The following is a 25,277-nucleotide window of genomic DNA, read 5'->3' on the forward strand; positions in this document are numbered from 1 at the left end:
GACCGGGGTGCCCCCTCGAGGAGATCCTCCGGACATGGAGTTCCTCTGCTACCACCGCGACAGGCCCGGCTCCGTAGCACTGCGGGGCGAGCTGCTGGAAGAGCACTGGTCCTACATGGACCGGTACACGAGGGAGATGATCGCCCGGGGCCCGACCCTGGCCGACGACGGCGACACGCCCACCGGAAGCCTGCACATCGTCGACCTGCCCGATCCGGCAGCCGCCCGCGCGTTCGCCTTCGACGAGCCGAACCACCAGGCCGGCGTGTACCGCGACGTGCTGCTGCGACGGTGGCGCAACCTGCTGGGTCGCACCATGTGGGACTTCCCGGGCGGCCCGGCCGACGGCAACCGCTACCTGGTGCTCGGCCTCGGCGCCGGGCAGGCCGCCGACCTCGCGGTGCCGCCCGGCCGGGACGAGCTGATCGCCTACGGACCCCTGCTGGCCGACGACGGCACCGCCTGGCTCGGCACCGCGGCACTGGTCCGGGCGCCGGACCGGGAGACGGCACGCGCCGTCCTGACCCCGGACCGGTACGCGGACATCGAGGTGCACAACTGGGTGTTCGGCGGGCGGCGCTCATGACCTGAGGACGTCCGGCCGATGCCTTCCCACCTCGAACCACAGCAGCTTCCCGGCGCCGCGATCCAGCGGGCCGTCGGCCAGGGCCAGGCCGCCCCATGCGTCGGCGTATTCCTGTACGAGGTGCAGCCCGCGGCCCTCTTCGGCGTCCGCCGGGGCGAGCGGGACACGGTTGCCGGGCGGTTCGCCGAAGGGGCGGGGATCCGAGGGTGACCGTCCCAGACACCGACCCGCAGCCGACCGTCAGCCAGGGCGGTCAGCCGCAGGGACGCGGGGCCGCTCGTGTGCCGGTAGGCGTTGGTGACCAACTCGGACGTCAACAGCTCCACGGCATCGCGGACTTCGGGCCGCCCGTGAGAGTCCAAGGCCGCGCGTACGGTCATACGTGCGACGCGTGCCGCACGCGGATCATGGGGCAGGCGAAGCGCGTACACCCAGGTGTCGTGCGGGGATACGGTGCGACGGCTGGGTGCCGAGCTGCGGGCGTACTCGTGGCTGGTGGGACAGCTACCGCGACCACCTGCCCGTCGGCCTCGCCGATCTTGCCGAGTTGGAACACCACGCGGCGGCACTGCGTGTTGCCCTGGTCATCCACATCCCCGCGTTGCTCCAGACAACCGACCATGCCCGAGCTCTCTTCAGGGAGGCGGTACCGCCACTGCGGCAGTACGAGATCGAGCACCGGGTCAGCCACCGGATCAAGCGGCAGGAAATCCTCCACCGCGAAAATCCGCCTGCGTACACAGCAGTGATCCACGAGTGTGCGATGCGCATGGGATATGGCGGTCCCGGCACAGTGCGTGCTCAGCTCAAGCATCTGCTGACGATGAGCGAGTTGGAGCATGTGACCGTGAAGATCATCCCGTTCGGCAGGGGCTCCTACCCCGGCACGGGACAGTCCGTCGACTATCTGGTGGGGCCGGTTCCTCAGCTCGACACTGTTCAGTTGGACACCCATCACGGATGTGAGTTCCTGGACGCCGAGGCCCAGTTGGAGAAGTACCGACTCGTCCTCGACCGCATGGAGGCGAGCGCTCTCGAACCCGAAGAGTCCCGTGACCTTGTCCACCGTATTGTCCAGACCATCTGAGGGAAGCATGTCCGAATTCCACTGGCAGAAGTCCACCTACAGCCCCGACGCCTCCAACTGCGTCGACATAGCCACCACCCCCTCGGCCATCCACATCCGCGACTCGAAGACCAGCACCGGCCCCCACCTCACCCTCACTTCCTCCAGTTGGGCGGACTTCCTTCGCTACGCGGCGGATGGGGGAGGCTCGTCCACTCCGTGTTGACGGTTTCCCGAAACGGAAGCCGGGGCCTCCTGCTGGGCGGCCGGCACGGTCAGACGTCCAGCAGGCCTCGCCCCCTTCACCCGCCCGCCCGCTCGTCCCGCACGTCGGGGTGCGGAGGGCGAGCGGGCTCAACAGGACTGCCGACTCGCCGCCGAGCAATCGCAGTCCGGCAGGCACGTGTCATGAAGGCCGGCTGGAGCGCCCGTGTACCAGCAGCGCCCGTGTCAGACATCCCAGGGCCACCGTCGACAACACTGCCCGTACGACGTTCCACGTCACCCAAGGGTCCTCGAAGTGCTCCCGCAGAGCAGCGGGCGCGCCCTTCCCCGCCAGGGCGTTGTTCAGCGGGATGTTGAAGGCCGCCGTGACGAAGAAGACCAGGGCGTACGCCGCGAGCGCCGCCCAGACCCAGCGGGCGGGGGCCGAGCCCCGCAGCTGCCATGCCGATGTCCCCGTCAGCACCAGTGCCCCCATGAAGCTCAGGAAGAACACCGGGTTCTGGATCACGGCGTTGATGTCACGCATGACCGCGACGTACGTGCGGTCGTCGCTGCGCGCCAGCGCCGGCATCACCGCACAGGCGAAGACGTAGAAGACCCCGGCGATCAGGCCCATGGCGACCGTGGCCGCGCCCAGGGCGACCGTGCTGCCGCGTGCGACCCGCGCAGTCGTCGCAGCCGACGCAGCCGCCGTAGTCGTTGTGGTCGTCGGATTCGACGCGCTCGACGCGTTCTTGGTGTCCTTCATGTCTTTCAGCCAACCGGACCGCCCCCGTCCCGCCCATGGCCGAAGCGCGCACCCGCATACGGGGGCGTCCAGCCCGCGGTGCCGGGCGTGCCACGCGGGTTCGTTCGCCCCGTGCGGATCCGGCCGCCCCGCGGCAGTGCGCGTGCGACCGCGTGTGCAGCCGCAGCCGCAGCCGCAGCCGGGCCGGAACCGCAGCCGCAGCCGGACCCACGCGCGGTGCACCGCCGTCCCCGCCGGGGACGGGCCGCCCGGGGACGTCGCGGACCGGGCGGCACGGCTTGGCCCGAAGGGGTGTGCCCAGGCGGTACGAGGGCTTCCGGAGTCGTGTGCGGGCAGGCACTGTGAGAGAGGCAGACGCCTCCCCTGGTGACCCTAGGCGGTGACAGGCACATGGCACTGGGTACGCCCACGGCCCCCTACGAGCTGCGGTTCGACGCCGGACGGATCTGTCTGGATCTCCTCGCGACCACCCACCCCGTCGAACGGCTGGACGCCGTCGGGCCGTTGTGCGTCTGGATCGCCGGGTCCGGACTCGTGCCGCCCGGCACCCCGCTGGGCCGTGCCGACGCCTCCTGGCCGACGGGGTTCCGGGAACTGCGCGGACATGTCGGGCATTTGGTGCGGTGGGGGTCCCCCTGTACGAACGCGGCCGGGAGCGCGGGACCCGATCCGGCGGACGCACGGTCGTACGATCATGCGCTCGGCCGGCTCAACGAGGTCGCCCGTGCCGCGCCTCCCGCCCCGCGCGTGGTGCGCGGCGAGGACGGCACACTGGTGCAGGAGCTGGCCGGGGAGCCCGGGTGCGCGGAGCTGCTCGCCATCGTCGCGCGGGACGCCGTGGAGCTGCTCACCGATCCCGTGGCGCGGGCGGCCGTCAGGGAGTGCGAGGGGGACAACTGCCCGCTCGTGTACCTGGACACCTCGCGGGGTCGCCGGCGGCGCTGGTGCTCCAGCGAGGTCTGCGGGAACCGTGAGCGGGTGGCCAGGCACCGGCGACGGGTCGCCCTCGCCCAGGCCTGATTGTCCGGTACGGGCCTTCTGTCGGATTGCTTCCGCGAGAAGGCCGACGTGATTTCGGCAACACGCCGGTTTGCCCGCGGGCTTGCACGGGCAGCCCGGCCGCCCCAGGCGATGTGTCGGAAATGTAAAGATCACGCGGTGGGAATGTGCTCCCATGTCCCGCTCGTCACGTCATCCGCAGGAAAACTGTCAGGTCACATTGAACGCCCGGCCGCCCCCGTCCGTACGGGTGGGCGAGCGACCGACTGGGGGAACCCCCGGACACCGGAGGTGGGCGTGCGCAAGGATGCGGCCGTGGCCAATGAACGTGGAACGAGGGCCCGACATCGCATGTCCTCACAGCCCTCGGAACCGGATGAGGAGCTGATGCGCTCGCTGTACCGCGAGCACGCCGGACCTCTGCTTGCGTATGTCCTCAGGCTGGTCGCCGGAGACCGGCAGCGCGCCGAGGACGTCGTACAGGAAACGCTCATCCGTGCCTGGAAGAACGCCGGTCAGCTCAATCGGGCGACCGGATCGGTACGCCCCTGGCTGGTGACGGTTGCGCGCCGCATCGTCATCGACGGCCACCGCAGCCGGCAGGCCCGGCCGCAGGAGGTCGATCCGTCGCCGCTGGAGGTCATCCCCGCGGAGGACGAGATCGACAAGGCGCTGTGGCTGATGACGCTGTCTGACGCGCTCGACGACCTGACCCCGGCCCACCGGGAGGTGCTCGTCGAGACGTACTTCAAGGGGCGTACCGTCAACGAGGCGGCGGAAACTCTGGGCATACCCAGCGGAACCGTCCGTTCCCGGGTGTTCTACGCCTTGCGGTCGATGAAGCTGGCACTGGAGGAGCGGGGGGTGACGGCGTGATGAGCGGGTACGGGGGTATGCAAGGGTTCGGCACGGGTGGTTCGGGTATGTCTGGGTCCATGCAGGGATCACAGGCCCCGAACGAGCACGAGACCGTCGGCGCCTACGCCCTCGGGATCCTGGACGATGCCGAAGCAACCGCTTTCGAGGCACACCTCGCCGGCTGTGAATGGTGCGCCCAGCAGCTGGACGAGCTGGCCGGGATGGAGCCGATGCTGGCCGCCCTCGCGGATCTGCCGGGTTCCGGCAGCACGCCCGCGATCGGCGAGTCGCTCTCGGCCAGGCCGAGCCCGCGCGTGGTGGAGAGGCTCGTCGACGAGGTCGCCGACCACCGTGCGCAGAAGCGGCGCAAGAGCTTCTACATGGTCGCCGCGGCGGCCGCACTGATCATCGCCGGTCCGCTGGCGGTCATGGCGGTGAACGACGGCGGTGACTCCGGACAGACGGCCACACCGCTGGCCGCCACCGCCCAGACCACCTTCGACCAGATGCCGAACAAGGTCTCGGGCACGGACAGCGCGACCGGCGCCTCGGCGACCGTCGGCCTGGCGGAGAAGGACTGGGGCACCTCGACGGTCCTCCAGCTCAAGGGCGTCAAGGGGCCGCTCAAGTGCTCCCTGGTCGCCGTCGCCAAGAGCGGCGAGCGCCAGACGCTGGGTTCCTGGTCCGTCCCGAAGTGGGGCTACGGCATCCCGGACGCCAAGACCCCGGAGTCCAAGAAGCCGCTGTACATCGGCGGCGGCACGGCGCTCAAGCCCAACGAGATCGACCACTTCGAGGTGATGACCTTCGACGGGAAGAAGCTCGTCGAAGTGGACGCGTAGCTTCTGCGGGCCCCTTTCGCGTACGGTTGACGGCTGCCCAGCACGTCAGAAGGGGGCCCGGTGGCCGCTCAGGCTCAGCAGGAAACCGCGGTCGACTCGGTTCGGGACCGGGAGATCAGCGTCGAACAGGAACACCTCGACCGGGTGTACCGACGCCTTGAGGAGAAGATTCACGAGGCGGAGTTCCTCATGAACGACGCGGCCCAGCGTGGCCAGGTCGGCACGCCGGGCGCGCTCGCCGAGCGGGACGCCCAGGTCTTCCGGGCCGGTATCCACCTCAACCGGCTCAACAACGAGTTCGAGGACTTCCTCTTCGGACGGATCGACCTGCTTCTCGGCAAGGACGGGAAGAAGGGCCCCGACGGGGCGTACACGGCGGTCGAGCCCGCCGAGGGCGCGGTCCGGTCCGACAGCACCGCCGACATCGCGGAGACCCTGCACATCGGCAGGATCGGCGTGCTCGACGAGGACTACGCCCCGCTGGTCATCGACTGGCGGGCGCCCGCCGCCGCCCCGTTCTACCGGTCGACCCCGGTCGATCCGGGCCGGGTCGTGCGGCGCCGGGTCATCCGCTCCAAGGGCCGCCGGGTCCTCGGCGTCGAGGACGACCTGATGCGCCCCGAGCTGACGGCCTTCCTCGACGGCCGTCAGCTGGCCGTCATCGGCGACGGCGCCCTGATGGCCGCCCTCGGCCAGGCCCGCAGCCACACCATGCGGGACATCGTCTCGTCCATCCAGGCCGAGCAGGACCTGGTCATCCGCGCCCCCGCCGCCTCCGTGACCTACGTGGAGGGCGGCCCCGGCACCGGCAAGACCGCGGTCGCCCTGCACCGCGCCGCCTACCTGCTCTACCAGGACCGCAGACGCTACGCGGGCGGCATCCTGATCGTCTCGCCGACCCCGCTGCTGGTGGCCTACACCGAGGGCGTGCTGCCCTCGCTCGGCGAGGAGGGCCAGGTCGCCATCCGCGCGATCGGCTCGCTCGTCGACGGCGTGGAGGCCACGCTCTACGACTCCCCGTCCGTGGCCCGCGCCAAGGGCTCGTACCGGATGCTGAAGGTGCTGCGGAAGGCCGCCCGGGGCGCGCTGGAGCTGGGCCGGGGCGGCGGCGCCCCGGCCGGGCAGCTCGCGCTCGACGACGAGGACGGCGACAGCGCGCCGCAGGCCCCCGCCGGCCCGCCGGCCCGGCTGCGGGTCGTCGCCTTCGGGCGTCGCCTCGAACTGGAGGCCGCCGAGCTGGAACGTATCCGCCGTACCGCCCTCGGCGGCACCGCGCCGGTCAACCTGCTCCGTCCGCGCGCCCGCAGGCTGCTCCTGGACGCCCTCTGGGCGAAGTCCGGCGCGGCCGGCCGGCACACCGACCCGGAGCTGGCCGCCGAGCTGCGCTCCTCCTTCGACGAGGACGTCACGACCGAGGACGCCTTCCTCGCCTTCCTCGACGCCTGGTGGCCCGAGCTGACCCCGAAGGGGGTTCTGGCCGCCATGGCGGACGAGCGGCGCCTGGGCCGCTGGGCCCGCCGGATCCTCAACCCCGGCGAGGTCCGCAAGGTCGCCCGCTCGCTGAAGCGGGACGGGTACTCCGTGCACGACATCGCCATGCTCGACGAGCTCCAGGCGGTCCTCGGCGCCCCGGCCCGGCCGAAGAAGAAGCGCGAGCTGGACCCGCTGGACCAGCTCAGCGGCCTGGACGAGCTGATGCCGGTGCGCGAGGAGACCCAGCGCGAGCGGGCCGAGCGGCTCGCGCAGGAGCGCACCGAGTACGCGCACGTCATCGTGGACGAGGCGCAGGACCTCACGCCGATGCAGTGGCGCATGGTCGGCCGCCGCGGCCGGCACGCCACCTGGACGGTCGTCGGCGACCCCGCCCAGTCCTCCTGGTCCGACCCGGACGAGGCGGCCGAGGCCCGCGACGAGGCCCTGGGCTCCCGCCCCCGGCGCCGCTTCCGGCTCACCGTGAACTACCGCAACCCGGCCGAGATCGCCGAGCTGGCCGCCAAGGTCCTGGCCCTGGCCATGCCCGGCTCCGAGGCGCCGTCCGCCGTACGGTCCACCGGTGTCGAGCCGCGTTTCGTGGTCGTCCGGGACTCCCTGGAGAAGACCGTGCGCGCGGAGGCCGAGCGGCTGCTGGGGCTGGTGGACGGCACGGTCGGCGTGGTCGTCGCGATGAACCGGCGCCAGGAGGCCCGGCGCTGGCTGGCCGGGCTCGGCGACCGGGTGGTGGCGCTCGGCAGCCTGGAGGCCAAGGGTCTGGAGTACGACGCGACGATCGTCGCGTCCGCGGCGGAGATCGCGGACGAGTCCCCGGCCGGTCTGCGTGTGCTCTACGTGGCGCTGACCCGGGCGACCCAGCAGCTCACGGTCGTCTCCGGGGAGCGGGACGAGCCGGACGCGGCGGGGGTGCCGGACCTGCTGCGGGACTGAATCCTGTGAACCCGGCCGACGGGAATGGCCGTACGGGATCCGTTTGTTAGCCTTGGTGTGGCACCGGCCCGATCCAAGCCCCCGGGCCCAACCTTAGTCCCTGCGAGGGACCCCTTGCCGCGAGGCGAGCATGGCGGGTCGGTGTCATGAACGTGTGGGAGGCCCACGTCACTGATGTGACGTGGGCCTCCTGCTTTCCCTGGACGGCCTCTTTCCTTGCCTGATCGCTTCTCGTATGGTGGAAGTGATTTTCCGAAATCACGCGCCTGCCGTGAACAAAACGTCCGCAATCCAGGGCGACTACCACGTACTCAGGGGTAGGTGCGACGATCGGACGGCACAACTCGCGACACGGTGAAAGCAGAGGAAGTCGGCCATGGCAACGGCGCCCAGCGTCTCCTACTCGATGACCATCCGGCTGGAGGTGCCCGCGAGCGGAACCGCCGTCTCGCAGCTCACCACCGCCGTGGAGTCCTCCGGAGGCTCGGTCACGGGCCTCGACGTCACCGCGTCAGGACACGAGAAGCTCCGTATCGACGTCACCATCGCGGCCACCTCGACCGCGCATGCCGACGAGATCGTGGAGAAGCTCCGCGGCATCGAGGGCGTCACCCTCGGCAAGGTCTCCGACCGTACGTTCCTCATGCACCTCGGCGGCAAGATCGAGATGCAGTCCAAGCACCCCATCCGCAATCGTGACGACCTCTCCATGATCTACACGCCGGGTGTGGCCCGCGTCTGCATGGCGATCGCCCAGAACCCCGAGGACGCCCGGCGCCTCACCATCAAGCGCAACTCCGTTGCGGTCGTGACGGACGGCTCCGCCGTGCTGGGCCTCGGCAACATCGGCCCCAAGGCCGCGCTGCCCGTCATGGAGGGCAAGGCGGCCCTCTTCAAGCGCTTCGCCGGCATCGACGCCTGGCCGCTGTGCCTGGACACCCAGGACACCGACGCCATCGTCGAGATCGTCAAGGCGATCGCCCCGGGCTTCGCCGGGATCAACCTGGAGGACATCTCCGCGCCCCGCTGCTTCGAGATCGAGGCCCGGCTGCGCGAGGCCCTCGACATCCCCGTCTTCCACGACGACCAGCACGGCACCGCGATCGTCGTGCTCGCCGCCCTGACGAACGCACTTCGCGTCGCGGGCAAGGCGATTGAGAACATCCGCGTCGTCATGTCCGGCGCCGGCGCGGCCGGCACGGCCATCCTCAAGCTGCTGCTCGCGGCGGGGGTCAAGAACGCCGTCGTCGCCGACATCCACGGTGTCGTGCACTCCGGCCGCGAGGACCTGGTCGACGCCCCGGCCGACTCCCCGCTGCGCTGGATCGCCGACAACACCAACCTCGAGGGCCTCACCGGCACCCTCAAGGAGGCCGTGCGCGGCGCCGACGTCTTCATCGGCGTCTCGGCCCCGAACGTCCTCGACGGCGACGACGTGGCCGCCATGGCCGAGGGAGCGATCGTGTTCGCGCTCGCGAACCCGGACCCCGAGGTCGACCCCGCAATCGCCCGTCAGACGGCCGCTGTTGTGGCCACCGGCCGCTCCGACTTCCCGAACCAGATCAACAACGTACTGGTCTTTCCGGGTGTCTTCCGTGGCCTGCTGGACGCCCAGTCCCGTACCGTCAACACCGAGATGATGCTCGCCGCCGCCAAGGCCCTGGCCGACGTGGTGACCGAGGACGAGCTGAACCCGAACTACATCATTCCGAGCGTCTTCAACGACAAGGTCGCGGGCGCGGTGGCGGGCGCGGTCCGCGAGGCCGCGAAGGCGGCCGGAGCGGCGTCCTAGCCGCTCGTGTCGTACTGTGCAGGGGCTGTGAGGATCGCCACGACGGCCCCTGCACCGGCGCGTCGCGGAACCACCTGGCGCCGGGCGCCCTCTAGGGTGACGGCCGAGCAGGCGCTTTTCGTGTGACTCCCTAGGGTGTTCTCACGACTCCTACGGGTGCCGGATTGGCTTTCCCGCCGCAGGTAGGGGCAGGATGCGTCCCTGGGCGCGAGCGCATCGGCATCGATCTCACCTCACGCCTCAACGGCAAGAAGAACACGGGAGTAACAACATGAACCGCAGTGAGCTGGTGGCCGCGCTGGCCGACCGCGCCGAGGTGACCCGGAAGGACGCCGACGCCGTGCTGGCCGCGTTCGCCGAGGTCGTCGGCGACATCGTCTCCAAGGGCGACGAGAAGGTCACCATCCCCGGCTTCCTGACCTTCGAGCGCACCCACCGTGCCGCTCGCACCGCGCGCAACCCGCAGACCGGCGAGCCCATCAACATCCCGGCCGGCTACAGCGTGAAGGTCTCCGCGGGCTCGAAGCTCAAGGAAGCGGCCAAGGGCAAGTAAGCGCTCCGCTGTGGAGCGCCGCCCGACGGGAGCCGCTCCGGTTCTCCGGAGCGACGCCCGGCGGGAGCGCTGTGGGTGACTGCGGGCCGCCTGAGGCCGGTCGCGCAGTTCCCCGCGCCCCTGCAGGGCGCGCCTCAGCCTGAGACGCCGAACGGGCGGTCCCCCTGGTGACAGGGGGGCCGCCCATTTGCCGTTCGTGACGCCTGGCCGAGCGCCCTGCCGGGCAGTTCGGCCTCGGCGCCCGGCTCGACCGGTCTCTCCGTGCTGTGCTTGCCCGGGGACGCCACCCGGACCCCCGGCCGGGAGCGGTGTCTCTCCGGGCGCCGGGGTCGTGCGGTTCAGGTCAGCCGAGCGCCTTGCCGGGCAGTTCGACCTTGGCGCCCAGTTCCACGAGCTTCTCCATGAAGTTCTCGTAGCCGCGGTTGATCAGCTCGATGCCGTGGACGCGGGACGTGCCCTCGGCGGCGAGGGCCGCGATCAGGTACGAGAAGCCGCCGCGCAGGTCGGGGATGACCAGGTCGGCGCCCTGGAGCTTGGTGGGGCCGGAGACGACCGCGGAGTGCAGGAAGTTGCGCTGGCCGAAGCGGCAGACGGAGCCGCCCAGGCACTCGCGGTAGAGCTGGATGTGCGCGCCCATCTGGTTGAGCGCGGAGGTGAAGCCGAGCCGGGACTCGTAGACCGTCTCGTGGATGATGGACAGGCCCGTCGCCTGGGTGAGGGCCACCACCAGCGGCTGCTGCCAGTCGGTCTGGAAGCCGGGGTGCACGTCCGTCTCCAGCGCGATGGACTTCAGCTGGCCGCCCGGGTGCCAGAAGCGGATGCCCTCGTCGTCGATCTCGAAGGCGCCGCCCACCTTGCGGTAGGTGTTCAGGAACGTCATCATCGAGCGCTGCTGGGCGCCGCGGACGTAGATGTTGCCGCTGGTCGCCAGCGCCGCGGAAGCCCAGGACGCGGCCTCCAGGCGGTCCGGCAGGGCGCGGTGGGTGTAGCCGCCGAGGCTGTCCACACCGGTGATGCGGATCGTGCGGTCGGTGTCCATCGCGATGATCGCGCCCATTTTCTGCAGTACGCAGATCAGGTCCTCGATCTCCGGCTCGACGGCCGCGTTGGACAACTCCGTGACGCCCTCGGCCAGTACCGCCGTCAGCAGCACCTGCTCGGTCGTGCCGACGGACGGGTACGGCAGCCGGATCTTCGTACCGCGCAGCCGCTGCGGAGCCTCCAGGTACTGCCCGTCCGCGCGCTTCTCGATCGTGGCGCCGAACTGCCGCAGCACGTCGAAGTGGAAGTCGATGGGCCGGCCGCCGATGTCGCAGCCGCCGAGGCCCGGGATGAAGGCGTGGCCGAGCCGGTGCAGCAGCGGACCGCAGAACAGGATCGGGATGCGGCTGGAACCCGCGTGGGCATCGATGTCAGCGACGTTCGCGCTCTCGACGTGGGTCGGGTCCATCACCAGCTCGCCGGGCTCCTCGCCCGGACGGACCGTCACCCCGTGCAGCTGCAGCAGGCCGCGCACGACACGCACGTCACGGATGTCCGGAACGTTGCGCAGACGGCTCGGACCGCTGCCCAGCAGGGCGGCGACCATGGCCTTCGGCACGAGGTTCTTCGCACCGCGGACACGGATCTCACCCTCCAGCGGGGTTCCGCCGTGGACAAGCAGGACATCGTCGTTGACGGTCATGAATCTCGCGTTCCGATGAGTCGGGCAGGGGCCGGCCGATCACATAGCGCGGGGGCCGGAGGGACAGCGTAGTCGCCGTTCACCCCCCTCCCGTAAGGCCGAGTACCACCCAGTCGCGTCATAGCTGTGTCACAACACGAACCGTTCCCTATCGGGCACATGGGGTCACCGGCGGACCGGCGTGCGCCGGGGCCGCCCCTCTGCGCCCTGAGCTGCGTTCACTCCGGCACGCCGATTGGCTCCCCACTTCAGGGAAAGATGCGGGATCATGTCTGCCATGACCGAGGTGTCCTCGCTCACAGGGCGGCTGCTCGTGGCCACGCCCGCCCTGGCGGACCCGAACTTCGACCGTGCGGTGGTGCTCCTTCTCGACCACGACGAGGAGGGCTCGCTCGGTGTCGTCCTCAACCGCCCCACCCCGGTGGACGTCGGCGACATCCTGGAGGGCTGGGCCGATCTCGCCGGCGAGCCGGGCGTGGTCTTCCAGGGCGGCCCGGTGTCGCTGGACTCGGCGCTCGGCGTCGCGGTCATCCCGGGCGGCGCGGGCGGTGACCGGGCCCCGCTCGGCTGGCGGCGGGTCCACGGCGCGATCGGCCTGGTGGATCTGGAGGCCCCGCCGGAGCTGCTCGCCTCGGCCCTCGGCTCGCTGAGGATCTTCGCCGGTTACGCCGGCTGGGGCCCCGGCCAGCTGGAGGAGGAGCTGGTGGAAGGCGCCTGGTACGTCGTCGAGTCCGAGCCGGGGGACGTGTCCTCACCGGCCCCGGAGCGACTCTGGCGCGAGGTGCTGCGCCGCCAGCGCAACGAGCTGGCGATGGTGGCGACGTATCCGGACGACCCGTCTCTCAACTGATGCCTGTGAGCTTCAGTACCCTTGCTGATATGAGCACTCTTGAGCCCGAGCGCGGGACTGGTACGGGGACCCTCGTAGAGCCGACGCCACAGGTGTCCCACGGCGACGGCGACCACGAGCGCTTCGCCCACTACGTCCAGAAGGACAAGATCATGGCGAGCGCCCTCGACGGCACCCCCGTCGTGGCGCTGTGCGGCAAGGTGTGGGTCCCGGGCCGTGACCCGAAGAAGTACCCCGTCTGCCCCATGTGCAAGGAGATCTACGAGTCCATGGGCAGCGGCGGCGACGACAAGGGCGGCGACAAGAAGTAGGGGTCTGCCGGCCCGGCCGAGCACCGCAGGGCCCCCGGGACGCGTCCAGGCGCGTCCCGGGGGCCTTTGTGCTTTCTGGTCACAGAGTGGTTGAGACCTCTTGTCGGCATGTTCATGTTGTTCATAGCCTCCGTGGTGTTGTGCAGAGCGAAACAGTCATTGCATATGTTGCAACGCACTAACTCTCCGGAGGAACGCTCCATGAAGCCGTCCGTCCCACTCGCCGCACTGCTCACCCTCCTCGTCGCCACCGCCTGCGCCCCGCAGTCCTCCTCCAACTCCGCCTCCGACAAGGACGAGAAGACCGGCACCCTGAGGGTCTGGCTCTTCCAGGAGGTGGGCAACGCGCCGAAGAAGAAGGTCGTCGACGAGGTCGTAGCCGCCTTCGAGAAGGCCCACCGGGGCACCAGGGCCGCCGTCGAGTACATCCCCGTCGAGACCCGCGCCCAGCGCATGAAGGCCGCCTTCAACGACCCGAAGTCCGCCCCCGACGTCATCGAGTACGGCAACACCGACACGGCGGGCTACGTCCACGACGGCGGACTCCTCGACATCACCAAGGAGTTCTCCGCCTGGAGCGAGACGAAGAACACCGACCCGACCGCCCGGCAGTCGGTCACCGTGGACGGAAAGGTCTACGGCGCGCCCTTCTACGTCGGTGTCCGCGCCCTGTACTACCGCACCGACGTCTTCCGCGAACTGGGCCTGAAGCCCCCGCGGTCCCTGGCCGAGCTGGCCACCACCGCCCGGACGATCCGGGCCGCGAAACCCGATCTGTACGGACTGGCCGTGGGCGGCGCCTACACCTACGGCGCCATGCCCTTCATCTGGGCCGACGGCGGCGAACTGGCCACCGGCAAGGGCGGCTCGTACGCCTCCGCCCTGGACGGCGCGGCGGCCCGCAAGGGCATCAAGGCCTACACGTCCCTCTTCTCCGCCGACAACTGTCCCGCCGCCAAGTGCGCGGGCATGGGCGGCAACGACACGGTGACCGCGTTCGCCGCGGGCAAGGCCGGCATGGCGATCGGCGGCGACTTCAGCCATGCGGCCGTGGAGGCAGGGAAGGTGAAGGGCAAGTACGCGGTCGTACCGCTGCCGGGCGCGGCCGCCGGCTCGATCGCCCCGGCCTTCGCGGGCGGCAACAACATAGGCGTCCTCAAGAGCACCGCCCACCGCACCCTCGCCGTGGACCTCATGGAGCGGCTGGCGTCCAAGAAGACGCAGTCCGACCTGTTCGACGCGATGGGCTTCCTGCCGACCTTCACCGATGTCCGCGACCGGGCGGCGGCCCGGCAGCCCTTCGTGAAGCCGTTCGTACGGACGCTGGCGTCCGGCACCAGGTTCGTCCCCGTCTCGCCCGCCTGGTCGCAGATCGACTCCTCGCTCGTGCTGCCGACGATGTTCCAGGAGGTCATCAGCGGCAAGAAGAGCGTGGACGCGGCGGCCGAGGGGGCGGCGAAGAAGATGGACTCCGCGTTCGGTTCGGCCGGGTGAGGGCGCCCGACGGCTCGGGGAGCGCGGCTCCCGGGCGGCTGCGGGTCCGTCGCGGTCTGCCGCACCGACGCGGCGGAGCCGCACATGACAGGGCCCCGCGCCCCTCGGCGGGGTGGACGCCCTGGTTGTATCTGGCCCCGGCCCTCGTCGTTCTCGGCGGGCTGCTCGGCTACCCGGTCTACCAACTCGGCCTGATCTCCCTCTTCCGGTACACCCAGGCCCAGGTCAGCGGCGGGGAACCGGCCACCTTCCGGGGGGCCGGCAACTACGCCGACCTGTTCTCCGACGGGCAGTTCTGGCAGGTGCTGCTGGCCACCGTGGTGTTCGCCGCCGCCTGTGTCGCCTCCACCCTGGCCGTCGGCTGCGCGCTCGCCGTCCTGCTCACCCGCGTGCGCGCCGCCCCCCGGCTGGCGCTGATGCTGGCCGCGCTCGGCGCCTGGGCGACCCCGGCCGTGACCGGCTCCACGGTGTGGCTGTTCCTGTTCGACCCGGACTTCGGGCCCGTCGACCGGGTGCTGGGGCTGGGCGACCACTCGTGGACGTACGGGCGCTACAGCGCCTTCCTCCTCGTCCTGCTCGAAGTGGTCTGGTGCTCCTTCCCCTTCGTGATGGTGACGGTCTACGCCGGGATCCGGGCCGTACCCTCCGAGGTGCTGGAGGCCGCGGCCCTGGACGGCGCCTCCCAGTGGCGGATCTGGCGCTCGGTGCTCGCGCCGATGCTCCGGCCGATCCTCACCGTCGTCACCGTCCAGTCGGTCATCTGGGACTTCAAGGTCTTCACACAGATCTACGTCATGACGAACGGCGGCGGCATCGCCGGCCAGAACCTGGTGCTGAACGTGTACGCCTACCAACAGGCGTTCGCCTCCTCCCAGTACGGCCTCGGATCGGCGATCGGCGTGGTGATGCTGCTGATCCTGCTCGCCGTGACGCTGGTGTACCTGCGGCTGCTGCGCCGGCAGGGGGAGGAGCTGTGAATCCTCGCCGGGTGCGTGTGCGGCGTCCGTGGCGGCTGGCCGCCGAGGCCTCGGCCCTGCTCATCGCGGCCGCCGTCGCCTTCCCGCTGTACTGGATGGTGCTGAGCGCCTTCAAACCGGCCGGTGAGATCGAGTCCGACCGGCCCAGGCCGTGGACGCTCTCGCCGTCCCTGGACGCCTTCCGCAGGGTCTTCGGACAGCAGGAATTCGGCCGGTACTTCGTCAACAGCCTGATCGTCGCGGGCACCGTCGTGGCCGTCTCCGGAGTGATCGCGTTTCTCGCGGCGACCGCCGTCGCGCGATTCCGTTTCCGCTTCCGGACCACGTTGCTGATCATGTTTCTGGTGGCCCAGATGGTGCCCGTGGAAGCCCTCACCATCCCCCTGTTCTTCCTCATGCGGGACGCCGGGCAGCTGAACACCCTCGGCTCGCTGATCCTGCCCCACATCGCCTTCTCGCTGCCCTTCGCGATCTGGATGCTGCGGGGGTTCGTGAAAGCGGTGCCCGAGGCGCTGGAGGAGGCCGCGTACCTGGACGGGGCGAGCCGCGGGCGATTCCTCTGGCAGATCCTTTTCCCGCTCGTCCTGCCCGGCCTGGTCGCCACGAGCGTGTTTTCCTTCATCTCGGCATGGAACGACTTCCTGTTCGCGAAGTCCTTCATCATCAGCGACACCTCGCAGTCGACCCTGCCGATGGCCCTGCTGGTGTTCTACAAGCCGGACGAGCCGGACTGGGGCGGGGTCATGGCCGCGTCCACGGTGATGACGATTCCGGTGCTGGTCTTCTTCGTACTCGTACAACGACGCCTGGTCTCGGGGCTGGGCGGAGCGGTGAAGGACTGAGGTCTGAGGTCATGAACGACAAGGTCGGAAAACCGTTTTTCCCGGAGCCCGACGTGGCGTTGATCCCGGCGCCGGGCCGCGTCTCGGCCTCGCTGCCCGACGGCGGCACCGGCTACGTCATCAGCGCGGACACCGAGATCGAGGCCACCGAGGGAACCGAACGGGTCGCGCGGTGGCTGCGCTCCACCGTCGGTGCCGCGACCGGATTCCCGCTGCCGCCGCACCGCGACGGCCGGAACCGCATTCTGCTGCGGATCGTCCCCTCGCTCGCGGACGAACTCGGCAGCCCCGAGGCCTACCGCCTGTGCGCGGACGGGTATCTCATCGCCATCGACGGTGCGAGTGAGGCGGGCCTCTTCTGGGGCGCGCAGACCTTCCGTCAGCTTCTCGGTCCCGAGGCATTCCGGCGGGCCCCCGTCGGCCGCCGGGCGCAGTGGGACTTCCCCGCGGTCACCCTCCACGACGCCCCCCGTTTCCGCTGGCGCGGCCTCATGCTCGATGTCGCCCGGCACTTCATGCCCAAGGAAGGCGTGCTGCGCTACCTGGACCTGATGGCCGCGCACAAACTCAACGTCTTCCACTTCCACCTGACGGACGACCAGGGCTGGCGCATGGAGATCCGCCGCCACCCGAAGCTGACCGAGGTCGCCTCCTGGCGCGCCCGGACGAAATTCGGTCACCGTGCCTCGCCGCTGTGGGAGGAGAAACCGCACGGGGGTTACTACACCCAGGACGACATCCGGGAGATCGTCGCCTACGCCGCCGAGCGGCATATCACCGTCGTCCCGGAAATCGACGTACCGGGCCACTCGCAGGCCGCCATCGCCGCGTATCCGGAACTCGGCAACACCGACGTCATCGACACCACCGCCCTCACCGTCTGGGACACCTGGGGGATCTCTTCGAACGTACTCGCCCCCACCGACACCACGCTGCGCTTCTACGAGGAGGTGCTGGAGGAGGTCCTGGAGCTGTTCCCGGCGGACGCCGCCGAGTTCTCGGCGTTCGTCCACATCGGCGGGGACGAATGCCGCAAGGACCAGTGGAGCGAGTCGGTGACCGCCAAGACCCGCATCACGGAACTGGGTCTGGCCGACGAGGACGAACTGCAGTCCTGGTTCATCGGGCACTTCGACCGGTGGCTCGCCGCGCGCGGGCGCCGCCTGATCGGCTGGGACGAGATCCTGGAGGGCGGGCTCGCGCCGGGCGCCGCGGTGTCCTCCTGGCGCGGCTACGGGGGCGGCGTCGCCGCCGCACGGGCCGGACACGACGTCGTCATGTGCCCCGAGCAGTACGTCTACCTGGACCACCGGCAGGCGCCGGGCGAGGACGAGCCCGTGCCGATCGGTTTCGTGCGCACCCTGGAGGACGTCTACCGGTTCGAACCCGTTCCGCCCCAACTCACCGAGGACGAGGCCCGGCACGTGCTGGGCACCCAGGCCAACGTCTGGACCGAGGTGATGGAGGACAGCGCGCGCGTGGACTACCAGACCTTCCCCAGGCTGGCGGCCCTCGCCGAGGTCGCCTGGAGCAGGCTGCCCGCCCCGCAGGAGCGGGACTTCGCGGACTTCGAACGCCGGATGGCCACCCACTACCGGCGACTTGACGCCCTCGGCGTCGCCTATCGGCCACCTGCCGGGCCCCGGCCCTGGCAGCGGCGCCCGGGCGTGCTCGGCCGCCCGCTCCAGGGGCCGCCCCCGAACCGGTAGAGGCTCGGGAGAGCCCCCGGGGAGACCCCGGGGGCTCGGGGGAGACCCGGGAATGACCTGAGGAGACCCGCGAGGGAGACTCGGGGAAGACCTGGGGAGACCCGCGAGGGAGACTCGGGGAAGACCCGGGGCGACCCATAGAACAGATAGCGGAAAAATCCCAACAGGGCCTCTGAAGAGTGGCAATTCGTGCGCAGCGGCGATGACGTGCGAAAACGGACTATCTCCCCGGCGAGGTGGGCGAATGCCTCCTAGCGGACCCCCGCGTTCGCCCCTTGCGAAGATGTGCCAGAGTTGCCACGTCCGCCCTGTGAGCACGTACCGTACGGCCACACAGGTGGGACCAGGTGGGGCAGCGGGAAGGGGCAGCCGGTTTGACCACGCACGCACCGCAGGCGGCGCAGGCCGTCACGCTGCCCACGACACTGGACGAGGCCGTGGCGGCACTCGCCGCCATGCCCACGGCGGTCCCGGTGGCGGGCGGCACCGACCTGATGGCCGCCGTCAACTCCGGCCAGCTCAGGCCCGCCGCCCTGGTGGGCCTCGGGCGGATCAGCGAGATCCGCGGCTGGCAGTACCAGGACGGCCACGCGCTGCTCGGCGCGGGCCTCACACACGCGCGGATGGGCCGCCCCGACTTCGCGGCCCTGATCCCGGCGCTCGCCGCAGCCGCGCGCGCCGCGGGCCCGCCGCACATCCGTAACGCCGGCACCCTGGGCGGCAACATCGCCACTGCCGCCCCTACGGGTGACGCGCTGCCGGTCCTTGCCGCCCTGGAGGCGACGCTGATCATCGCGGGCCCGGGCGGAGCCCGCCGGGAGATCCCGGTGTCGCACCTGCTGGCCGGCGTGGAGATGCTGCGGACCGGCGAACTCATCGGCTTCGTGCGCGTGCCGCTGCTGCACGCCCCGCAGGTCTTCCTGAAGGCGACCGGACGCACCGGCCCGGGCCGCTCGGCGGCCTCCGTGGCGCTCGTGCTCGACCCGGCCCGGCGCGGGGTGCGCTGTGCGGTGGGCGCCATAGCGCCGATGCCGCTCAGGCCCCTGGAGGCCGAGCAGTGGGTCGCCGGGCTCATCGACTGGGACAACGACCGCGCACTCGTCCCGGAGGCGCTGAACGCCTTCGGGGAGTACGTCGCCGCGGCCTGCATCCCCGACCCGGCCCCGGAGCCGGACGGTTCCGTGGCCCAGCTTCCGCCCGCCGTACTGCACCTGCGGCGCACCGTCGCCGCGCTGGCCCGACGAGCACTGGGGAGGGCGCTGTCGTGACCGACGACCAGCACGGAGAGGGCGCGCCCCGCGGCGGCGGCCGCTGGGACCCGTTGCCCCAGGGCGACTACGACGACGGCGCCACCGCGTTCGTCAAGCTCCCCGAGGGCGGCATCGACGCCCTGCTGTCCGGTGACAGCCCCCTGGCCGCCCCCGGCCACGGCTATGTGCCGCCGCGGATAGCGGCGACCCCGGGCACGGGCGATCCGGCCGCCACCGGCACCTGGGCGAGGCCCGCCGACGGTCATCAGTGGCCCGACCCGAACGCCGTGCCCCAGGACCGGGCGGCGGACGACCGGTTCACGTACCACCCCGCGGCCACCCAGCAGTGGACCTTCGAGGAGCCCGCGGCCCCGCCCGTGCCCGGACACGACGTCACCGGGCAGTGGTCCATTCCGGTCGCCGAAGGCGATCTTCCGGACGAATCGGGCGAGTTCACGACATCCGCGCTGGTCGAGCAGTGGGGCGGGACCCCGCCGGCCACCCTCCCCGGCGGTGCGCCCGCACCCTGGGCGACGGAGGGCGCCGGACAGCCGTGGGGACAGCCGGAGGCCACGCCGCGGCAGGGCGAGTCCGCCGCGGCGAGCCTGCCGGGCCACGCGCCGGCGCACCCCGGCCCCGGTGGTCATCCGGCCGACCCCTCGGCCGTCCCCGGCCCCGGTGCGCATCCGGCCGACCCCTCCGCGGTCCCCGGCCCTTCCGCGTCCGGGGAGTTCGCGCCCGAGGGGTTCGCGCCCCGGGGGACGTACGGCGGGACCCCGGCCGAGCACGCACCCCGGCCCGCACCCGAGGCCGGCCGCGAACCCGGACACCCCGGCCCCGCTCCCGCGCACCCCGGACACGGGCCCGGCGCGGACGAGCACCCGGCGAGGCGGGCGACGCCCGCCTCTGACGGCCACGGCCCCGCGCAGGCCCCTGAAGGCCCCACGGACGGCCCGGCGGGCCACGACGGGACCGACGAGCCCGAGCCCGCACCAAAGGCCGCGGGAACGGCCGTCACGGCCGACGCGACCGGCCCGGCCGGCCCGACGGCCCCGAGCGGCACGGCCGCGGCGCACGGCACCGCGGCCGCTGCCGACACGCCCGGCTCCGGCGGCCCGTCCGAGACGTCCGGAACCCACGACACGCCGGACGATCCCGAGGCTTCGGCGGCCCCGGAGCAGGACGCCCCCGAGGACCACGCCCCGGCGGCCGCCCCGAACGACGACCACCCCCTCGCCTCCTACGTCCTGCGGGTCAACGGCACCGACCGCCCCGTCACCGACGCCTGGATCGGCGAGTCCCTGCTCTACGTCCTGCGGGAGCGGCTCGGCCTCGCCGGGGCCAAGGACGGCTGCTCGCAGGGCGAGTGCGGCGCCTGCAACGTCCAGGTGGACGGGCGCCTGGTGGCGTCCTGCCTGGTCCCGGCGGTCACCGCGGCCGGCAGCGAGGTCCGTACCGTCGAGGGCCTGGCCGCCGACGGACAGCCCTCCGACGTACAGCGGGCGCTCGCCCGGTGCGGTGCCGTGCAGTGCGGTTTCTGCGTGCCGGGCATGGCGATGACCGTGCACGACCTGCTGGAGGGCAACCCGGCGCCGACCGAGCTGGAGACCCGGCAGGCCCTGTGCGGCAACCTGTGCCGCTGCTCCGGCTACCGCGGCGTCCTGGACGCCGTCCAGGAGGTCGTCGCCGAACGCGAGGCGCACACCGCCGCCGACGCTGAGACGGACGGCGACGAGGCGCGTATTCCGCACCAGGCGGGCCCGGGCTCCGGCGGCGTCAACCCGTCGGCGTTCGACACACCCGGAGTCTTCGACAGCCCCGGCACCTTCGGTGCACCGGGACCGCACGACCAGCACTACGGCCAGGACGGAGGCCAGGCGTGAGCAACGAAACGGCCACCGCGACCACCGCAGCGGAAGCACCCCCCGCCGTCGACCCGTTGCCGCACGGCCTGGGCGCCTCACTGCCGCACGCCGACGCCCGCGCCAAGACCGAGGGCACCTTCCCCTACGCGGCCGACCTGTGGGCCGAGGGCCTGCTGTGGGCGGCCGTGCTGCGCTCCCCGCACGCGCACGCGCGCATCGTGTCGATCGACACCACCCACGCGCGCGAGATGCCCGGCGTACGGGTCGTGGTCACCCACGAGGACGTGCCCGGCACCCCCCGCCACGGCCGGGGCACCCCCGACCGCCCGGTGTTCGCCTCCGAGGTCGTACGGCACCACGGCGAGCCCATCGCGGCCGTCGCCGCGGACCACCCGGACACCGCGCGGATGGCCGCCGCCGCCATCATCGTCGAGTACGAGGTGCTCGAACCCGTCACCGACCCCGAGCAGGCCTTCGAGGCCGAAGCCCTGCACCCCGACGGCAACCTGATCCGGCACATCCCGCTGCGCCACGGCGACCCGGACGCGGCCGGCGAGGTCGTCGTCGAGGGCCTGTACCGCATCGGCCGCCAGGACCCGGCCCCCATCGGCGCCGAGGCCGGTCTCGCCGTGCCGCGTCCCGACGGCGGCGTGGAGCTGTACCTGGCCTCCACCGACCCGCACGCCGACCGCAACACGGCCGCGGCCTGCTATGGCCTGTCCCCCGATCGGGTGAAGATCGTCGTCACCGGGGTGCCCGGCGCCACCGCCGACCGCGAGGACCAGGGCTTCCAGCTCCCGCTCGGCCTGCTCGCGCTGAAGACCGGCTGCCCGGTGAAGCTCACGGCCACCCGCGAGGAGTCCTTCCTCGGCCACGTCCACCGCCACCCCACCCTCCTGCGCTACCGCCACCACGCCGACGCCGAGGGCAGGCTGGTGAAGGTCGAGGCGCAGATCCTGCTGGACGCGGGCGCCTACGCCGACACCTCCGCCGAGGCCCTCGCCGCCGCCGTCTCCTTCGCCTGCGGCCCCTACGTCGTCCCGAACGCCTTCATCGAGGGCTGGGCCGTGCGCACCAACAACCCGCCCTCCGGCCACGTACGCGGCGAGGGCGCCATGCAGGTGTGCGCCGCCTACGAGGCGCAGATGGACAAGCTCGCGAAGAAACTCGGCCTGGACCCGGCCGAACTGCGCCTGCGCAACGCGCTCGCGACCGGCGACGTCCTCCCGATCGGCCAGACGGTGACCTGCCCGGCCCCCGTGGCCGAACTGCTCCAGGCGGTCCGCGACTTCCCCCTCCCGGCCCTGCCCAAGGACACCCCGGAGGAGGAGTGGCTGCTGCCCGGCGGCCCCGAGGGCGCGGGCGAGCCGGGCGCGGTGCGCCGGGGCGTCGGCTACGGCCTGGGCATGGTGCACATGCTCGGCGCGGAGGGCGCCGACGAGGTGTCCACGGCGACCGTGAAGGTCCACGACGGCGTGGCGACCGTGCTGTGCGCGGCCGTCGAGACGGGGCAGGGGTTCACCACCCTCGCCCGGCAGATCGTCCAGGAGACGCTCGGCATCGACGAGGTACACGTGGCACCGGTCGACACCGACCAGCCGCCGGCCGGCGGAGGCTGCCGCGGCCGCCACACCTGGGTCTCCGGCGGCGCGGTGGAACGCGCGGCGAAGATGGTCCGCACCCAGCTGCTGCAGCCCCTCGCGCACAAGTTCGGCATGTCGACGGAACTGCTCCAGATCACCGACGGCAAGATCACCTCGTACGACGGTGTGCTCTCGACGACCGTCACCGAGGCGATGGAGGGCAAGGAGCTGTGGGCCACGGCCCAGTGCCGCCCGCACCCCACCGAGCCGCTGAACGCCGAGGGCCAGGGTGACGCCTTCGTGGGTCTCGCCTTCTGCGCCATCCGCGCGGTGGTGGACGTGGACATCGAACTCGGCTCGGTCCGGGTGGTGGAGCTGGCCGTCGCCCAGGACGTGGGCCAGGTGCTGAACCCGGTGCAGCTGGCCGCGCGCATCGAGGCGGGCGTCACCCAGGGCGTGGGCATCGCCCTCACCGAGAACCTGCGGACGCCCCGCGGCCTGCTCCGCCACCCCGATCTGACCGGATACGCCCTGCCGACCGCCCTGGACGCGCCGGACATCCGGATCGTGAAGCTGGTCGAGGAACGGGACGTGGTCGCCCCCTTCGGCGCCAAGCCGGTCAGCGCGGTCCCGGTCGTGACGTCGCCCGCGGCGATCGCCGCGGCCGTCCGCGCCGCGACCGGCCGCCCGGTCAACCGCCTCCCGATCCGCCCGCAGGCCGCGGTGGTGACGCCCCAGTGACCACGCCCACGCCCCCCGAAGAGCCGCGTTACGAACCTCCGCCCAGCATGGGCAAGTTGTTCGTGTGGATCCTGCTGTTCATCGTGGCGGCGCTGGCCGTGGTCCTGGGCGGCATCTACTTCACCTGAGGAATCGCCCCTGAGGACCGCCTCTGGGGAACCGATCCCGAGGAACCGATGCCGAGGAACCGATTTCGAGGACGTTCTCCCCGGGGAACTTCTTCAAGGACCCTCTTCAAGGACCCTCTTCAAGGCCGCTCTTCAAGGACCTTCCGTGAGGCCTCTGCGGGGCCTCTGCGAGGCGAGGGCCCTCTTCCGGAGGACCTCTGCGAAGCACCTCTTCGAGGGACTTCTGCGAGGAACTTTTGCGAGTGACGTCCCCCGTGCGGAAGTGACCCACCCCGTGCGGAACGGAGGCGGCTCGGCAGACGTCTCTTGTCCAAGGGCGTTGTCAGTGGTGCGGCGTAGTGTTCCGGGCAGTGGGGTGACGGCCGCTTCCGACGGGACGCCGGAGGCCGGCCGGGCCTGCCCCGCCCAGGGGACGGACGCACAGAGGAAGATCGCGGGGGAGCGATGAGCACGACCGATGCCGGAGTTCCGGCGATCACGCTGACCGAGGCGGAGTTGGAGCGGTACGTCACGCACGCGCCGACGCGCGGCCTGCTCGCCGGCCCCGGACTGCCCTCGGACACCGACCTGTTGACGTTCTCCCCGCTCCGCAGGCACGGCCTGCGCACCCTCGGCGACGCCGCGGACGGCCCCTTCCGCCTGGCCGAGGACCTGCGCGGCCGCCTGGTGATAGGCGAACTCCTCAGCCCCGCGGGCATGGAGCGCGAGTCGATCCTGCTCGACGGAGACACCGGGGAGATCACGACGGCCTACCTCTTCGACCCGTCGGACCCCCGCCCCTTCGCCCCCTCCCTGGACACCCTCCTGAGATTCGCCGCGGTCACGGAGGAACTCGTGGGCCTGCGCGGCCGTTTCGCCTCCCTGTCGGGCCAGTACGGACCCAAGACGGTGACCGAGGCCTCCCGCCGTCTCCTCGCACTCTTCGAGGAGGGCACGGACGGCAAGGTCCCGCCGTACTGGAAGGTGGCGGCCCTGATCCGCCCGCTCGCCCTCATCGCGGGCCCCGGCACGGCCCTAGGCCTCACCCTGGACGTCCCCGCCCGCATCCTGGACCAGGAGTTCGGCAACGGCCGGGTGGCCCGCTTCGAGGAGGTCGACTTCCCGGTCACGCTCACCCATGAGCCGACCCGCCGCTTCCTGCGCGAGACGGGCCTGCCGGAGGAGGCGGTCCTCTTCCACACCGACACCGACGTCCCGCTGCCCACCCTCACCGAGTACTTCACCGCCGAGCGCGCCGACGAGTACCCGCTGGACCACCTCCCCGCTCACGCCGACCACCTGATCCGCCTCGGGTACCTGGTCGAGGACAACAGTCTGGTGGTCGACGGCAGGACGGGAGCGGTCCTCACCTTCAGCGAGCCCGAGGCGACGCTCCATCCCCTGAACACCGACGTCTCCACCCTGGCTTTCACCCTCTGGCTCCTGCACCACGAGCGCACCATCGACGGCCACCTGGCCAACGAACTGACAACGGCCACCTACGACCAACTGGCCGCGGCCATGATCCAGACCCTGACGTCCATAGACCCCACCGGCCCGCACCCGGACACCGACTGGCACTACTGGACGGAGCTCTTCCAGGATGAAGCGGGCGGGGTGCTCTGAAGCGCCGCCCGGCACAAGGCCGCGGCGGGAGGCGTGCCCACGGGGCGTCTCGGTCAACCGGTGCACGTCGCAAGGGTGTTGGCGGCGCGCAGGCTCCGGCGGCACCGCTCGGGCTCGGGTAAGCGCGGTCCGGCCGGGCACCCGCTAC

23 protein-coding genes and 1 pseudogene are annotated in these 25,277 nt (G+C 71.5%); 21 read left to right on the plus strand and 3 right to left on the minus strand.

Features of this window, described 5'->3' with window-relative positions:
- Positions 1 to 34 precede the first annotated feature (34 nt).
- Both ACZ7P3_RS28195 and ACZ7P3_RS28200 read left to right on the plus strand, forming a co-directional pair.
- Entirely contained in the window at positions 35 to 586 is a 552-nt protein-coding gene (locus ACZ7P3_RS28195) for a YciI family protein (RefSeq protein WP_472085883.1), read from the plus strand.
- Between the two features lie 18 nt (positions 587 to 604).
- A complete protein-coding gene (locus ACZ7P3_RS28200; RefSeq protein ID WP_472086186.1) occupies positions 605 to 796 on the plus strand; it encodes a hypothetical protein in 192 nt (63 codons plus the stop codon).
- Between the two features lie 8 nt (positions 797 to 804).
- Here ACZ7P3_RS28200 and ACZ7P3_RS28205 read toward each other — a convergent pair.
- Positions 805 to 966 (minus strand): annotated as a pseudogene (locus ACZ7P3_RS28205) (ATP-binding protein); the annotation flags it as partial.
- Positions 967 to 1,034: 68 nt separating this feature from the next.
- On the opposite strand from ACZ7P3_RS28205, the gene ACZ7P3_RS28210 reads away from it, so the two are divergent.
- Both ACZ7P3_RS28210 and ACZ7P3_RS28215 read left to right on the plus strand, forming a co-directional pair.
- Positions 1,035 to 1,673, plus strand: coding sequence for a DUF5753 domain-containing protein (locus ACZ7P3_RS28210; protein ID WP_472086161.1), 639 nt, complete (start codon positions 1,035 to 1,037; stop codon positions 1,671 to 1,673).
- Between the two features lie 7 nt (positions 1,674 to 1,680).
- A complete protein-coding gene (locus ACZ7P3_RS28215; protein ID WP_472085884.1) occupies positions 1,681 to 1,878 on the plus strand; it encodes a DUF397 domain-containing protein in 198 nt (65 codons plus the stop codon).
- Positions 1,879 to 2,058: 180 nt separating this feature from the next.
- Here the strand turns inward: ACZ7P3_RS28215 and ACZ7P3_RS28220 are convergent, their stop codons facing one another.
- Positions 2,059 to 2,625 carry an anthrone oxygenase family protein gene (locus tag ACZ7P3_RS28220; RefSeq protein ID WP_472085886.1) on the minus strand — a complete coding sequence of 189 codons (567 nt, stop codon included), beginning with the start codon at positions 2,623 to 2,625 and terminating at the stop codon, positions 2,059 to 2,061.
- Between the two features lie 390 nt (positions 2,626 to 3,015).
- On the opposite strand from ACZ7P3_RS28220, the gene ACZ7P3_RS28225 reads away from it, so the two are divergent.
- The 6 genes from ACZ7P3_RS28225 to ACZ7P3_RS28250 all read left to right on the plus strand — a co-directional run bounded on the left by ACZ7P3_RS28225 (position 3,016) and on the right by ACZ7P3_RS28250 (position 10,090).
- A complete protein-coding gene (locus tag ACZ7P3_RS28225; protein WP_472085888.1) occupies positions 3,016 to 3,645 on the plus strand; it encodes a CGNR zinc finger domain-containing protein in 630 nt (209 codons plus the stop codon).
- Between the two features lie 270 nt (positions 3,646 to 3,915).
- A complete protein-coding gene (locus ACZ7P3_RS28230) occupies positions 3,916 to 4,500 on the plus strand; it encodes a sigma-70 family RNA polymerase sigma factor (protein ID WP_472085889.1) in 585 nt (194 codons plus the stop codon).
- Positions 4,501 to 4,559: 59 nt separating this feature from the next.
- Positions 4,560 to 5,324, plus strand: a complete 765-nt coding sequence (locus tag ACZ7P3_RS28235) for an anti-sigma factor family protein (RefSeq protein ID WP_472085890.1) — start codon at positions 4,560 to 4,562, stop codon at positions 5,322 to 5,324.
- A gap of 60 nt (positions 5,325 to 5,384) precedes the next feature.
- Entirely contained in the window at positions 5,385 to 7,745 is a 2,361-nt protein-coding gene (locus ACZ7P3_RS28240) for a HelD family protein (protein WP_472085891.1), read from the plus strand.
- A 376-nt stretch (positions 7,746 to 8,121) separates the two neighbouring features.
- Positions 8,122 to 9,537: an NAD-dependent malic enzyme gene (locus ACZ7P3_RS28245; RefSeq protein ID WP_472085893.1), complete on the plus strand. Its 1,416-nt coding sequence runs from the start codon at positions 8,122 to 8,124 to the stop codon at positions 9,535 to 9,537.
- Positions 9,538 to 9,808: 271 nt separating this feature from the next.
- Positions 9,809 to 10,090 (plus strand): HU family DNA-binding protein, encoded by a 282-nt coding sequence (locus tag ACZ7P3_RS28250; protein ID WP_067001509.1) that lies wholly within the window; start codon positions 9,809 to 9,811, stop codon positions 10,088 to 10,090.
- A gap of 343 nt (positions 10,091 to 10,433) precedes the next feature.
- On the opposite strand, the gene murA is transcribed toward ACZ7P3_RS28250, so the two are convergent.
- Complete coding sequence (gene murA, locus ACZ7P3_RS28255; RefSeq protein ID WP_472085895.1) at positions 10,434 to 11,774, minus strand: UDP-N-acetylglucosamine 1-carboxyvinyltransferase; 1,341 nt, start codon at positions 11,772 to 11,774, stop codon at positions 10,434 to 10,436.
- A gap of 277 nt (positions 11,775 to 12,051) precedes the next feature.
- Between murA and ACZ7P3_RS28260 the strand changes: the two genes are divergently transcribed.
- The 11 genes from ACZ7P3_RS28260 to ACZ7P3_RS28310 all read left to right on the plus strand — a co-directional run bounded on the left by ACZ7P3_RS28260 (position 12,052) and on the right by ACZ7P3_RS28310 (position 25,129).
- Positions 12,052 to 12,624, plus strand: a complete 573-nt coding sequence (locus tag ACZ7P3_RS28260) for a YqgE/AlgH family protein (RefSeq protein ID WP_472086163.1) — start codon at positions 12,052 to 12,054, stop codon at positions 12,622 to 12,624.
- Positions 12,625 to 12,653: 29 nt separating this feature from the next.
- Positions 12,654 to 12,935, plus strand: coding sequence for a DUF3039 domain-containing protein (locus ACZ7P3_RS28265; protein WP_031159440.1), 282 nt, complete (start codon positions 12,654 to 12,656; stop codon positions 12,933 to 12,935).
- Positions 12,936 to 13,136: 201 nt separating this feature from the next.
- The gene (locus tag ACZ7P3_RS28270) at positions 13,137 to 14,429 is read left to right on the plus strand and encodes an extracellular solute-binding protein (protein ID WP_472085897.1); all 1,293 of its coding nucleotides are present in this window, start codon (positions 13,137 to 13,139) and stop codon (positions 14,427 to 14,429) included.
- A gap of 56 nt (positions 14,430 to 14,485) precedes the next feature.
- The gene (locus ACZ7P3_RS28275; RefSeq protein ID WP_472086164.1) at positions 14,486 to 15,406 is read left to right on the plus strand and encodes a carbohydrate ABC transporter permease; all 921 of its coding nucleotides are present in this window, start codon (positions 14,486 to 14,488) and stop codon (positions 15,404 to 15,406) included.
- Entirely contained in the window at positions 15,403 to 16,248 is an 846-nt protein-coding gene (locus ACZ7P3_RS28280; protein WP_472085899.1) for a carbohydrate ABC transporter permease, read from the plus strand. The genes ACZ7P3_RS28275 and ACZ7P3_RS28280 overlap by 4 nt, the downstream gene beginning before the upstream one ends.
- A gap of 11 nt (positions 16,249 to 16,259) precedes the next feature.
- The gene (locus ACZ7P3_RS28285) at positions 16,260 to 17,957 is read left to right on the plus strand and encodes a beta-N-acetylhexosaminidase (protein ID WP_472085900.1); all 1,698 of its coding nucleotides are present in this window, start codon (positions 16,260 to 16,262) and stop codon (positions 17,955 to 17,957) included.
- A gap of 374 nt (positions 17,958 to 18,331) precedes the next feature.
- The gene (locus ACZ7P3_RS28290) at positions 18,332 to 19,225 is read left to right on the plus strand and encodes an FAD binding domain-containing protein (protein WP_472085902.1); all 894 of its coding nucleotides are present in this window, start codon (positions 18,332 to 18,334) and stop codon (positions 19,223 to 19,225) included.
- Entirely contained in the window at positions 19,222 to 21,090 is a 1,869-nt protein-coding gene (locus ACZ7P3_RS28295; RefSeq protein ID WP_472085904.1) for a (2Fe-2S)-binding protein, read from the plus strand. The genes ACZ7P3_RS28290 and ACZ7P3_RS28295 overlap by 4 nt, the downstream gene beginning before the upstream one ends.
- Entirely contained in the window at positions 21,087 to 23,396 is a 2,310-nt protein-coding gene (locus tag ACZ7P3_RS28300; protein WP_472085906.1) for a xanthine dehydrogenase family protein molybdopterin-binding subunit, read from the plus strand. Before ACZ7P3_RS28295 ends, ACZ7P3_RS28300 begins: the two co-directional genes overlap by 4 nt.
- Positions 23,393 to 23,524 carry a hypothetical protein gene (locus ACZ7P3_RS28305; RefSeq protein WP_472085908.1) on the plus strand — a complete coding sequence of 44 codons (132 nt, stop codon included), beginning with the start codon at positions 23,393 to 23,395 and terminating at the stop codon, positions 23,522 to 23,524. Before ACZ7P3_RS28300 ends, ACZ7P3_RS28305 begins: the two co-directional genes overlap by 4 nt.
- A 444-nt stretch (positions 23,525 to 23,968) precedes the next feature.
- The gene (locus ACZ7P3_RS28310) at positions 23,969 to 25,129 is read left to right on the plus strand and encodes an SUKH-4 family immunity protein (RefSeq protein WP_472085909.1); all 1,161 of its coding nucleotides are present in this window, start codon (positions 23,969 to 23,971) and stop codon (positions 25,127 to 25,129) included.
- The last annotated feature ends 148 nt before the right edge of the window (positions 25,130 to 25,277 follow it).

Source organism: Streptomyces sp. NPDC107581, assembly GCF_055657175.1.